The organism is Bacteroides sp. LFL-34 (assembly GCF_027257075.1).
Lineage (GTDB): Bacteria > Bacteroidota > Bacteroidia > Bacteroidales > Bacteroidaceae > Bacteroides > Bacteroides ovatus.
The window spans coordinates 123,838-136,641 of record NZ_JAPQKZ010000011.1; the positions used below are offsets into that span (position 1 = coordinate 123,838).

The window sequence follows — 12,804 nt, forward strand, 5'->3', positions numbered from 1 at the left end:
CATCCATCTTTATAAAGTTCCCAATTTGCATAAAAGAGCAATATAATAACGCCACATACAATTATTATCTCATTTTTTTGCTGTAATTTTGCACCACTAATATAAAACACTCAAAATGATGAAGAAAATACTGTTACTCGGTTCTGGCGAACTAGGAAAAGAATTTGTAATTTCAGCTCAACGTAAAGGCCAGCACATCATTGCTTGCGACTCCTATGCAGGAGCACCGGCTATGCAAGTGGCCGATGAATTTGAAGTATTCGACATGCTGAACGGTGAAGAGCTGGAACGCGTGGTGAAGAAACACCGCCCGGACATCATCGTTCCGGAGATTGAAGCCATCCGTACAGAACGTTTATACGACTTCGAAAAAGAAGGCATTCAGGTAGTTCCCAGCGCTCGTGCTGTGAACTTCACCATGAACCGTAAAGCCATTCGCGACCTTGCCGCCCAAGAACTCGGACTGAAAACAGCCAAATACTTCTATGCCAAAACTCTGGAAGAACTGAAAGAAGCTGCCGATAAAATCGGTTTCCCTTGTGTCGTTAAACCATTGATGTCTTCTTCCGGCAAAGGACAATCGCTCGTGAAGAGTGCCGACGAACTCGAACATGCCTGGGAATACGGATGCAGCGGCAGTCGTGGCGATATTCGCGAACTTATCATTGAAGAATTTATCAAGTTCGACAGCGAAATCACCCTGCTCACCGTTACCCAAAAGAACGGCCCTACCCTCTTCTGCCCTCCTATCGGACACGTGCAGAAAGGTGGCGACTACCGCGAAAGTTTCCAGCCTGCACACATTGATCCCGCCCATTTGAAAGAAGCGGAAGAGATGGCGGAGAAAGTAACCCGTGCCCTCACAGGTGCAGGACTTTGGGGAGTTGAGTTCTTCCTAAGCCATGATAATGGAGTCTATTTCTCCGAACTCTCTCCTCGTCCGCATGACACAGGTATGGTGACACTGGCGGGCACACAAAACCTGAATGAATTTGAATTGCATCTGCGTGCCGTACTCGGCCTGCCCATTCCCGGCATCAAACAAGAACGGATAGGCGCAAGCGCTGTGATCCTTTCCCCGATTGCCAGCCAGGAACGTCCTCAATATCGCGGACTAGAAGAAGTGACCAAAGAAGAAGATACTTATCTCCGCATTTTCGGCAAACCGTTTACACGTGTCAACCGCCGTATGGGTGTGGTACTTTGTTATGCTCCGCTTGATTCTGATTTGGATGCGTTGCGCGACAAGGCTAAGAGAATTGCAGAGAAAGTAGAAGTTCATTAATACAAGAAATTCAGAGATAAGATGAATAAAATCCGCCAAGTAAACCTGTCTGATATTCCAGCACTGCAAGAGCTATATCAGCATACAGTTCTGACTGTGAACCGAAAAGATTATACAGCCGAAGAAGTAGCAGATTGGGCTTCGTGCGGAGACGATACGTCACACTGGAATGAGCTTTTCGAAGAACAACATTATGTGGTTGCAGAAAACGAAGAAGGCGTGATTGTAGGCTTTGGCTCTGTAAACGATGACGGATATATGCACACGCTGTTCGTTCACAAGGACTTTCAGCATCAAGGTGTCGCAACATCTTTGTATAAGCATCTCGAAGCATATGCACGAGAAAGAGGTGCGAAAAGATTAACATCGGAAGTTAGCATCACGGCAAAACCATTTTTTGAAAAACAAGGTTTTCAGGTCGATGAAGAGCAAAAGCGGAAAGCTAATCAAATGTGTCTCACCAATTATAAGATGAGCAAGCAGTTCTGTTAATCACATCTAATCATTTCTAAGATGAAAACATAGAAGAAAGCTCATTTGCAGATAAAGAAAGTCTTATTTTATATAAGAAAAACTCCAGCTATGGTGACGGATAAAGTTACATTAGTGGAGTTTTTCTTTTTAACTTCATGAAATGAAAACGTCATTTCTTACTCAATAAACGTTTAGCCAAATATTTACGTATTGGTTCATCATACAGCTTCAAACACAGATAAGCAAGAATAATACTCAAAATAAAGACACACAAAGCTACGTGCCAGGTTTCACCTAACGTGTAGAGTTGATTCTCAATCAGCCATGCATAGAACAGATACATCAACGGATAATGTATCACATAAACCGGATAAGATATATCTCCCAAAAACTTACATATCTTTGTCGATTGCTTGTCCGTGGTGGTACCCGACGCTCCTATCCACAGAATGATAGGGAAAGCCACAATCACGCAAAACGCTTCATAAACACCATTCATGCAAAGCGGCTCCAACCCTTCCAGATAAGGAACAGAGAACAGGGCAATCAGCGCAATAGCACATATCCAAAATGCACCTTTCACCTTCATAGGCTTGAAATTGCGCGACATAAGCATACCCAACGAAAAAGGGAAAAGCATACGCAAGGAACCGCCCAAAAAGTTAACCCCATCCAGCGTCCAGCCCACTCCTATGTTTCCATAAGTGGAGACATTAAAAACAGCAAACGCCGCCAACGCTACGCCCAGCAACACCACAAACACCGTCAGTGCCTTGTTGGACAAGCGGCGAATGAACAACGCATACAGGATATTGCCGATATACTCAAAAAACAATGACCAGCAAGGACCATTCAACGGAAACATCTCACCGTTGCCACGAACTTCGTACCCAACACCCGGCATGGCAGGAATGAAGAAGATCGTACAAAGCAGAGACAACATTATCATGGAGATAGCTACGTGCGTCCCGTCCCATTGCACACTCCCCTGAATACAGAACGTGATAGCACCGAGAACGGCACCCATAATGACCATCGGATGAAGACGTATCAATCGGCGTTTAAAGAAATCTTTCATGGTGAGACTTTTACCCCAACGGTCGTCGTAAGCATAACCGATCACAAAACCCGAAAGGATAAAAAAGAAATCCACGGCTAAATATCCGTGATTCAGAGTTTCAATAGCGCTATTACTGGCAAAAGCGAAGCCCTCGAATACGTGATACCATATCACCATAAGAGCCGCCACACCGCGAAGTCCGTCAAGAAGATCATAATGCGCCTTGGTGTCTGAAAAAGCTGAAGCAGAAATGTTCGACATTTGTTTTTCTATTAGTAAGTTAGTATTTTCAGAAGGCAAAGATACGGTTTGCGCTACGAAGTTTCTTTGCTCTAAAGCAAAAAAGCCCTGCTAATCGCTATTTTTTAGCACGTACCCGACTAAGGGTATAGATGGAAATGCCCAGAAAAGCAGCCACATATTTCAGCTTCACTCGGTTTATTAATCCGGGATAGCGACGGTTGAACTGTTCGTAGCGTTCTTTGGGCGAAAGTTGGAGGCGCTCCACAAACATGTGGCTAAGCTCCTTATTCACATTCTGATGCAGGATTCTTCCCCAGTTGGCTATGTCGATATATGTTTCGTAGAGGGCATTCAGCTTGTCGATGTGGATGACGTAGATTTTGCAATCGGAAAGCGTTTCAACGCTTTCTACCGATGGTTGCTGATAGTAGAGCGAATCCATGCCGAACGTGACGTCGCCCTCCTGACTGAACCACGTAGTGGTGTCCTCTCCGTTGTGGTGGAATACGGAACGGGCGATGCCCTCTTCAATGAAATATACCAGGCGGTCTGTGACGCCTGCCTGAACGATACGGGTATCTTTGGGATAATACCTTAATTCCATATTCGCCTGAAGCGCTTGAAGTGCTTCGTCGGAAACCGGATAGATTTGCCTGATTTTACGAATGATATGTTCCATTTGGGGGTAATGGCGTATTGGGGGTTAATGACGTACTTTAGGATATTTATTATTAAAACGGAAACCAAGACCGAGCATCAGATAATTAGGGGTCTGGAAATCCTGAAGATTGTAGCCGATGTGAAGGAATGAACTCCGGGTGACGTTGATCTTCAACGCAAAGACCTGATACAGTCCGCGCAAATCGCCACGCCCCAGCACATTCGTTCCCAAGCCGACACCGATGGTAAAAAACGGCATCACGTATTCTGCCCGTCCGGAAAGTCCGAGCGCAAGCTGATTCTGAATGCCCGGCACGAGAAATTTACGACGGGAGGAACCACTGCCTGCATCGTACTCCACCAGCGCATCTTCAGTGTACACATTAGCACTACCGTCATAAACACCGTCCAGCGAAACTCCGAAACGCAGCTTATAGTTGAGATTGTACATCGGAGCAAAGTTGAATCCCGCTACGGGATAGCTGCCCGGTGATGCAATCTGCTTCTCGCCTACATAGACGCCTTTGCGACGCCACGAGCCGAACAACACAAGGTCATAACTGACGTGTCGCGGAAAACGGGGAACGTAGGGATGAACCAATGATTTAGTGAGGTCGGCTTCTTCCCGGTTGAAGTTGTACACCAGTCCGATTTTCGCTCCGGTGGTGTTGACACCTGCATTGGGAAACTTGGTGTTGCCGTTGGAGAAATGCGTGAAGTCTCCGCCGATGATAAAGTCGAAATAACGGGAAAGCGACCAGTTAAGGTAGATACCCGCATTGAGGTAGGCATTCACCCGTGAGCCTACGGCTCCGTTGTAGGAGTTGTAATCGTTGTCATAAGGTTTCCATCCGGCAGAAATACCGAAATTCCACTCGTAATTGAGCGAAAGGCGGGGATTGAAACGGGCAATGCGTGCACCTTGAAAGACATAGAACGTCATCGGATCACCCAGTTGCTTTTTGTCGCCAAAGGTGGTGAAAGCCAAGCCGAAACCTTGATAAGCTCCGCCATAGATGCGGTCGGCACAGGTGTTGGGACGAAACTTGAAAGAGTATTTCAGATGAGCGGCAAATGAACTCTGGATGGGTTTCCACCGTTCGTTCTCGCCTTGCAGGAAAGGATTGGTGGGGAACACGTATTGCGGCCGCGCCTCTATCCCCAACCGGTGAATGAAATGGTGGGGAACGTAGGGAGCTACAGTGTCGGCTCCGCATTGCGGGAAGCTGTTGTGCCGGAAGCCATGAATTTCTTCCTGCAATCTCCGCACTTCTTCACGAAGTTGGCGGACGTCCTGCTGGAGCTGTTCTACGTCTTGCCGCATTTCCTTCACCTCTTTCTCTTCCTGCCCTACCTCCTGCGCACTAAGCGAAGTGCCGGGGAAAAGCAAAGCGGAACAGATTACGGCGATTTCCCATCTGGGTATCTTTACTCTCATATAATAGTCTGGTTTGTCTTTTCAGAACGGAAGTTACAAATGGAGCTTCTCAATAAACTGTGCCACATGATAGCCGTCCATCAACCCATGATGGCAGGTTACGGAAACGGGCATCATCAGTCTTTCTCCATCACGGAAGTACTTTCCGGTGGAGATTTTGGGAACACTGTCGCCCGAACGCATATTGGTGGGGTGCTTCATGTCGGTGAATGAGAGCCACGGCACTGCCGAATAATGAATGGCATTGGGATGGAAAGTGCCTCCTTTGTTGAGTCCCGTAGTGACTTGCAAACGTTCCATTTCTGCCTTTGCCCGACGGATAAAAACGAGTTCGTCCGGATCGTATTCAAAGGCGGCAAAAGAAAAGGTATGGTCGTCACGGCCTACGGTGGCTTCGGGCAGAAGGCTGTCATAGCACACCACCTTATCGCCTTCGATGCGATAACGGAATTCTTCTACCGCAGCAGCGGCAGTCGTTATCCGGTGGAGGACTAACAGGGAAAAGGATATGCCTTTGGTTTTGGCTTCCTGATATGCGCGCGTACAGTCTACCTGAACGGTCACTCCGAAAAACGGATCGTCAAAAGCACTGAAATGTTCGTAATGTTCTCTTCTGTTCCAAGTAGCAATATCGATGATCTTCTCTATCTGATTCATTCTAAACACTCTTTTTTATTTGAGAAACGCAGATTAACGCAAATTATCGCAGATTTAGCCTATTTCCTTTGCGGTAATCTGCGTTTCTAAATTCAGACTCTTTACTGATGTTGCTCACGCAACAAGTCGTTCACTGTTTTTACCGGGTTGAAAGTGGAAAGTGGCACTTCTACAAAGACGGTATTCCAGTCGCTCATCGCTCCGTTCCACAAGCCGGGAAGTTCGAGAGCTTTCAGGTCTTTGCCGTTCTTCGATTTGTAGGAGATGAAGCCTGTTGCTTTATCTACATACTTCACCAGGTCGAACTTATGTCCTTTATAATCGCGCACGGCGCATACGAGGTCTACCGGATTGAAGTGTGTGCCTTTCTCGAACATTTCTTTCTTTTCCGGATCGTCCATGTCGATCTGTGAGCTTTCGAGGATTTGCAGGGAGATGGTTCCGTCGCTGTTGTAAGCAAGGAACGGGCCGCCACCGGGTTCGCCTACGTTCTTCACCATTCCGCAGACGCGCATCGGGCGGTTGAACTTGTTTTTCAGGTAGATGGCGAGTACGGAATCTTCGAGGTCTTTCGTCTCCGGATTCTTGCAGAAGAGTTTCTTTTGCAGGAATTGAAGCATTTCCATCATCTGGTCGTGGGTGTATTTACCGCTGTCGAGCAGGGTAAGGTATTCGAATACTTGTTCTTGCAAAGTCACGAGCACTCCGGCAATCAGTTTCTTATAAGTAACGGTGTCGGCTTTCAGTCTGTCGGGCACTACGTTGTCGATGTTCTTGATGAAGATAATGTCTGCATCGAGGTCGTTCAGGTTCTCGATCAGTGCGCCGTGGCCACCGGGACGGAACAGCAGTTTGCCGTTGTCACGGAAAGGTTGGTTGTCCATGTCGGCGGCAATCGTGTCGGTACTCGGCTTTTGTTCGGAGAAGGTGATGTAATAGTCTACTCCATAGCGTTTGGAAAATTCGTCTACCTTTTCGGCTACCAGCTTCTTGAAGAGTTCACGGTGTTCGGTAGATACCGTGAAGTGCACGTTTACTTTACCGCTCTTTCCGGCAGCATACAAGGCTCCTTCGGCGAGATGTTCTTCCATCGGCGTGCGTGAACCTTCGGGATACTTATGGAATTTGAGCAGACCTTTCGGTAGTGCGCCGTAATTCAGTCCGGCTGTTTCGAGCAGGGCGGATACCACTGCTTTATAGTTGCCGTCTTCGATCAGTCCGGGAATATCTTTTCCGTCGATACGCTGGCAGGCTACATTCAGGTCATCATAGAAAGCAAAATTCTTGATTCCGTCGAAGAATGTCTGTTCGAACTTGGTAGTCGGCCGGTCATAGTCGGCAGACAGGAACTCGAACAGGTTCTTGAACATACGACTCGCTGCACCGGAGGCGGGCACGAACTTCACAACAGTCTTATCTGTGTTGGTATATGCATCCCAGGCGGCCAAATAAGCCTTCTGTTCTTCTGCATCGGGAGCTAATATTCCCTTTTCGATGGAGGCTGCCGCATCCAGCTTCAAAAAGGGGAAACCCGTCTGGAAGCATGCTAATTGTTCTACAATTTGCTCTTCCGTGATGCCTTTCTTGGCAAGCAACTCTTTGTCCTGTGTCGTTATCATAATATCTAATTTTATTAATTGATGCCCAAAAATACAAAATGTTATTTACTTCTTGCCGAATAACCGGGAAAAAAACTAATTTTACATCGAATTAACAAGATTGAATATGGACGACTTTTTTACATCAGAGGAAAAAAAGGAGCTTTTTTCACTCTACCGGCATTTGTTGCAATCTGCAGGAGATAGCATTTCCTGGAAGGATTGCCTAAAGTTAAAGAGACATCTTATCAAAGCGGCCCAGTGTAACGGTCTGCAACGCAATAACTTCGGGATGAATCCCGTCATCAGAGATTTACAAACGGCAGTGATCGTTGCCGAGGAAATCGGTATGAAAGGTTCGTGCCTGATCGGTATCATGTTGCACGAAATCGTGAAGGGGCATGTATTGTCTATCGACGAGGTGAACGCCGAATATGGGGATGACGTAGCAAGTATCATCAAGGGATTGGTGAAAACGAACGAGCTGTATGCGAAGAGTCCGGCTATCGAGTCGGAAAACTTCCGTAATCTGCTGCTTTCTTTTGCGGAGGATATGCGTGTAATCCTGATTATGATTGCGGATCGTGTGAATGTGATGCGCCAAATCAAGGACACGGGCAACGAGGAGGACCGGCTCAAAGTGGCGAACGAGGCTGCTTACCTGTATGCTCCGCTGGCACATAAGCTGGGATTGTACAAGCTGAAATCGGAACTGGAAGATTTGTCTCTCAAATATACGCAGAAGGAAACGTACTATTTTATCAAGGATAAGCTGAACGAGACGAAGGCGTCCCGCGACAAGTATATCGCTGCTTTTATCGAACCGATCCAGAGGAAGGTGTCGGAAGCAGGATTGAAGTTCGACATCAAGGGGCGTACCAAGTCGATTCATTCGATATGGAACAAGATTCAGAAGCAGAAAACGTCTTTTGAGGGGATTTATGACTTGTTCGCCATCCGTATCATCCTCGATTCGGAGCCGGACCCGGCTAAGGAGAAGCAGGAATGCTGGCAGGTTTATTCGATTGTTACGGATATGTACCAGCCGAACCCGAAGCGTCTGCGCGACTGGCTCTCTATCCCGAAAAGCAATGGTTACGAGTCGTTGCACATCACTGTGATGGGCCCGGAAGGGAAATGGGTGGAAGTGCAGATACGTACCCGCCGCATGGACGAGATCGCGGAACGCGGATTGGCTGCTCACTGGAGATATAAAGGTATCAAGGGTGAAACGGGTCTGGACGAGTGGTTGACTTCTGTGCGGGAGGCGTTGGAGAATGCAGACAACGATTCACTGAAAGTGATGGATCAGTTTAAGATGGATCTCTACGAGGATGAAGTGTTTGTCTTCACGCCCAAGGGGGATTTGTTCAAGCTCGCCAAAGGGGCTACGGTATTGGATTTTGCTTTCCATATCCATAGTAAGTTGGGATGCAAGTGTATCGGCGCGAAAGTGAACGGCAAGAATGTGCAGCTCAAACAGAAACTGAACAGCGGCGACCAAGTGGAGATCATGACTTCAAACACCCAGACGCCGAAGCAGGACTGGCTGAACATCGTGACGACTTCCAAAGCGCGCACCAAGATAAGGCAGGCTCTCAAAGAGATGGTGGCACGCCAGCACGCTTTTGCCAAGGAGACGCTGGAACGGAAATTCAAGAATCGTAAGTTGGAATATGATGAAGCGACCATGATGCGCCTCATCAAGCGTTTGGGCTTCAAGAATGTGACGGAGTTTTATCAGCGGATTGCCGACGGTGGACTGGACGTTAACGAGATTCTGGATAAGTATGTGGAGCAACAGAAGCGGGACAGTGATACGCACGATGAAATTGTGTATCGCAGTGCCGAAGGGTATAACTTGCAGGCTGCGCAACAAGAGGAAACGACGTCTAAGGAAGATGTTCTGGTAATCGATCAGAATCTGAAAGGGTTGGAATTCAAGTTGGCTAAATGTTGTAATCCGATTTACGGGGATGATGTGTTTGGTTTCGTTACGGTAAGCGGTGGTATCAAGATACACCGGGCGGACTGTCCGAATGCCAATCAGATGCGCGAACGTTTCGGTTATCGTATTGTGAAGGCTCGTTGGGCGGGGAAATCGGTAGGTACGCAATATCCTATCACGCTGCGGGTTGTAGGGCATGATGATATTGGTATCGTGACTAATATCACTTCTATTATATCCAAAGAGAATGGTATCACGCTGCGCTCCATCGGTATTGACTCGAACGACGGTTTGTTCTCCGGAACACTGACGGTCATGGTGGGTGATACGGGACGTTTGGAGGCTCTTATCAAGAAATTACGTACTATAAAGGGAGTAAAACAAGTTAGCCGGAATTAATTCCGGCTACTCTCCTATCTTACTTTCTTCTTTATATAATAAGGATAGGTAATCAATGCAAAGAAGAGTAAAGCAATGGATGCTACTATCTGTCCGGTATGTAGCATCTTATCTGTATCCAATTCCATGTAGCAGGCGGTAGCGATTCCCAGGGAAATGCCGATTTCGGTTGCCAGCAGATGGGTGGTGTTGGCTGTTCCGCGTTGGCAATGGTGGGATAGCTTTACGAACATCACCAGAAATTCCGGCAGGATAAAGCCTAAGCCCAGTCCTAAGAGTACGGAGGAAATGCCTATGGAGATGTCTGTATTCAGTAGGGACATGGCTACGATTTCCAATCCGAGTCCTATAATGACCAGTCGCAGTGTTTTCTCTTTCAGGAAAAACAGACGTGCAAAGAACAGGGAAACGATGTATCCGAGGGCTGTTCCTACAAAGAACGGTACGGGGATTCCTGTGTTTCCGAGTACGAAATCGTTTAGGAAAGGGTGTACCATGGGAACCAGCAGTCCCGGAATGAAGGTTATCAGGATCAGATTGATGGCAGGAACCCATCCACGAAGCAATAGGAAGCGGTCGAAGGAATAGAGTTTGGTGACAATCGGCGCACGGAAAGGTACGTAGACTCCTGATAACATGAGGATTCCGACAGCTCCGGTTATGACAGATACAGTGAGCAGGGTTTGGAAGGATTGGCTTTGATAAAGCCATACTCCGAGGATAATGCCTGCGATCATTCCCATACGTGCCATCCAGGAGAAACTGACGTTTCCCGCACTGCGCAGTGTGGAGTTGGTGATGTCGATGGCCAATGTGATGCCGGCTGTTGTGCCTATGCCAAAGGCAAGCCCTTGCACGGTGCCCAACAGAATCAGTTCTGTGAGGTTGGTAACAAAGGCGTATCCGATGGTCGCCACTACCATCAGGGCAGCAGCAAACATACAGACGTACTTACGCTTGTATGCATCTACCAGATAGGCATGGAAAGGACCGATGAGGAACATCCCCAAGGTGAAAAAGAGAAAGATTACTCCTGTCTGTGCAGCCGGCACTCCGAGACGGTCGGCCATCTCTACGGAAAGCACCGGAAATAACACATACAAGGATATAAACAACAGCAAATTAGCTACACATATCCGCATAAAATGAACTGTCCACAATTTAACTGCCATATACTATATTTAATATTGTTCCTTCTCGTTGGGGAAGTAGCAATTCTTCACGTCAGAAACGTAACGGCTGATGGCATCGGTCATCACCGTGTACAAGTCAGCATAACGACGCAAGAAACGCGGACGGAATCCGTTGTTCATGCCAAGCATGTCCTGAATCACCAATACTTGACCGTCTACGTGGCCACCGGCACCGATACCGATAATAGGTATGGTCAGTTCGGATGCTACGCGTTCGGCAAGGGTTGCGGGAATCTTTTCGAGTACAATGGCAAAACAGCCTGCTTCTTCTAATAGATGGGCGTCGCGAATCAGTTTTTCGGCTTCGGCGTCGTCTTTGGCACGCACGGTATAGGTGCCGTATTTATTGATGGATTGAGGCATGAGTCCCAGATGTCCCATTACCGGAATGCCAGCACATACGATGCGTCTCACCGTGTCTATGATTTCTTCACCACCTTCGAGCTTCAAAGCGTCAGCGTGGCTTTCTTTCATGATACGGATGGCAGAAGCAAGTCCTTCCATCTCGTTGCCCTGATAGGATCCGAAAGGCATATCAACCACTACCATCGCACGTTTCACGCCGCGTACCACGGATTTGGCATGATAGATCATTTGGTCGAGTGTGATAGGAAGTGTTGTCACATTACCTGCCATTACATTGGAAGCGGAGTCGCCTACCAGGATTACGTCCATTCCCGCACCGTCTACAATCTGTGCCATTGTGTAATCATAAGCAGTCAGCATAGATATTTTTTCACCTCTCTGTTTCATTTCAACCAGGCGATGAGTAGTCACCTTTCTTGAGTCATCTGATATATAACCAGCCATGTCTTTTTAAATTAAAAATTAATGATTAAAAATTAAAACGACGTCAAGCGCCTTCAAAAATCGCGGCAAAGTTATAACATTTAATTCATAACAGAGAAGGAAATGCAAAAAATCCTTTCAAACACCTCGCTTGGATAGCTGGGGAGGCGGTTGGAAGGATTCTGTGAGGTATAATAAAAGCTCCTTAACAATATAAGGAAGCGATTTATCAAGTGCAATAATGCGTTTCGGATTTATTCTTTCTCTTAACGATGCAGGATCAGGAGCTTGTCGTAGGTCATGCCGGTGAAGTCGTCTATTATATAATGTGCTTTGCCAGTGATGGCTTCACGTGTATTGGTGGTGGCAAGTCCGATCACTGTTGCCCCGGAAGTCATTCCGGCTTGCAGGCCGTGGAAAGAATCTTCAAAGACGTAGGTGTTTTCGGGGGTGGCTTCAAAGATTTCCATCCCGAGCAGGAAGCAGTCGGGAGCCGGTTTGGAACGGGCAAACATCTCTCCGGTCAGGATGCGGTCTACCATTCCTTTAAATTCGGGGTGGGCATTGTAGACGTTAGCCATCTTCTCTTCGTTGGAGCTGGTGACTACGGCTATCTTTGCACCGTTACGGCGAAGATCGGCTATAAAGGCTTCTACTCCGGGGATGTATTCGTAGGACATCTTTTGCTCGTAAACGTAGAGTTCGGCGCTTATTTCAAGCTGGGCTTCGGGTTGGTCCGAGAAATACTTTTCATAGATTTGCAATAATGTCTGTCCCTTAATACGGCGGCCGAAATCTTCTTCATTCAGATATTTCCGTCCCTGCTCGTCCCAGAAGACTGTGTACTGCGTTTCTGTATCCATAATGACACCATCAAAATCGAAGAGTGCCGCAATCGTTTTCGTTGTATTCATATATAAACTTTCTTTTTACCTAAACGTTAAACCTTGTGTATCCGTCGTTGCAAAGTTCCGAATAATCATCGAATCAGGCAAATAATTCGTACCTTTGCAAAGCTAAAAAAAACGTAACATACGTTTTTATCCAACAAAATCTACTA

11 protein-coding genes are annotated in these 12,804 nt (G+C 47.0%); 3 read left to right on the top strand and 8 right to left on the bottom strand.

Annotated elements, in window-relative coordinates:
• Positions 1 to 118: 118 nt before the first annotated feature.
• Both purT and N5O98_RS09015 read left to right on the top strand, forming a co-directional pair.
• Positions 119 to 1,285 (top strand): formate-dependent phosphoribosylglycinamide formyltransferase, encoded by a 1,167-nt coding sequence (gene purT / locus N5O98_RS09010; protein WP_004303468.1) that lies wholly within the window; start codon positions 119 to 121, stop codon positions 1,283 to 1,285.
• Positions 1,286 to 1,306: 21 nt separating this feature from the next.
• Positions 1,307 to 1,777 carry a GNAT family N-acetyltransferase gene (locus N5O98_RS09015; RefSeq protein ID WP_004308860.1) on the top strand — a complete coding sequence of 157 codons (471 nt, stop codon included), beginning with the start codon at positions 1,307 to 1,309 and terminating at the stop codon, positions 1,775 to 1,777.
• Positions 1,778 to 1,928: 151 nt separating this feature from the next.
• Here N5O98_RS09015 and N5O98_RS09020 read toward each other — a convergent pair whose 3' ends face one another.
• The 5 genes from N5O98_RS09020 to N5O98_RS09040 all read right to left on the bottom strand — a co-directional run bounded on the left by N5O98_RS09020 (position 1,929) and on the right by N5O98_RS09040 (position 7,436).
• On the bottom strand, positions 1,929 to 3,080 hold the full coding sequence (locus N5O98_RS09020) for an acyltransferase family protein (RefSeq protein WP_004308859.1): 1,152 nt from the start codon (positions 3,078 to 3,080) through the stop codon (positions 1,929 to 1,931).
• A 97-nt stretch (positions 3,081 to 3,177) separates the two neighbouring features.
• Positions 3,178 to 3,741, bottom strand: coding sequence for a Crp/Fnr family transcriptional regulator (locus N5O98_RS09025; RefSeq protein ID WP_004308858.1), 564 nt, complete (start codon positions 3,739 to 3,741; stop codon positions 3,178 to 3,180).
• A gap of 24 nt (positions 3,742 to 3,765) precedes the next feature.
• Entirely contained in the window at positions 3,766 to 5,160 is a 1,395-nt protein-coding gene (locus N5O98_RS09030) for an acyloxyacyl hydrolase (RefSeq protein ID WP_004295748.1), read from the bottom strand.
• Positions 5,161 to 5,193: 33 nt separating this feature from the next.
• Positions 5,194 to 5,817, bottom strand: a complete 624-nt coding sequence (locus N5O98_RS09035; protein ID WP_004295747.1) for a chloramphenicol acetyltransferase — start codon at positions 5,815 to 5,817, stop codon at positions 5,194 to 5,196.
• Positions 5,818 to 5,918: 101 nt separating this feature from the next.
• On the bottom strand, positions 5,919 to 7,436 hold the full coding sequence (locus N5O98_RS09040; RefSeq protein ID WP_004295746.1) for a DUF4301 family protein: 1,518 nt from the start codon (positions 7,434 to 7,436) through the stop codon (positions 5,919 to 5,921).
• 106 nt (positions 7,437 to 7,542) lie between these two features.
• Between N5O98_RS09040 and N5O98_RS09045 the strand changes: the two genes are divergently transcribed.
• Positions 7,543 to 9,762 (top strand): RelA/SpoT family protein, encoded by a 2,220-nt coding sequence (locus N5O98_RS09045; protein ID WP_004308819.1) that lies wholly within the window; start codon positions 7,543 to 7,545, stop codon positions 9,760 to 9,762.
• Positions 9,763 to 9,776: 14 nt separating this feature from the next.
• On the opposite strand, the gene N5O98_RS09050 is transcribed toward N5O98_RS09045, so the two are convergent.
• From N5O98_RS09050 to N5O98_RS09060, 3 genes are all read right to left on the bottom strand, one after another.
• Positions 9,777 to 10,934 carry an MFS transporter gene (locus tag N5O98_RS09050; protein ID WP_004308817.1) on the bottom strand — a complete coding sequence of 386 codons (1,158 nt, stop codon included), beginning with the start codon at positions 10,932 to 10,934 and terminating at the stop codon, positions 9,777 to 9,779.
• Between the two features lie 9 nt (positions 10,935 to 10,943).
• Entirely contained in the window at positions 10,944 to 11,765 is an 822-nt protein-coding gene (gene panB / locus N5O98_RS09055; protein ID WP_004295743.1) for a 3-methyl-2-oxobutanoate hydroxymethyltransferase, read from the bottom strand.
• Positions 11,766 to 12,010: 245 nt separating this feature from the next.
• Positions 12,011 to 12,658 carry an HAD family hydrolase gene (locus tag N5O98_RS09060; RefSeq protein WP_004295741.1) on the bottom strand — a complete coding sequence of 216 codons (648 nt, stop codon included), beginning with the start codon at positions 12,656 to 12,658 and terminating at the stop codon, positions 12,011 to 12,013.
• Between the last annotated feature and the right edge of the window lie 146 nt (positions 12,659 to 12,804).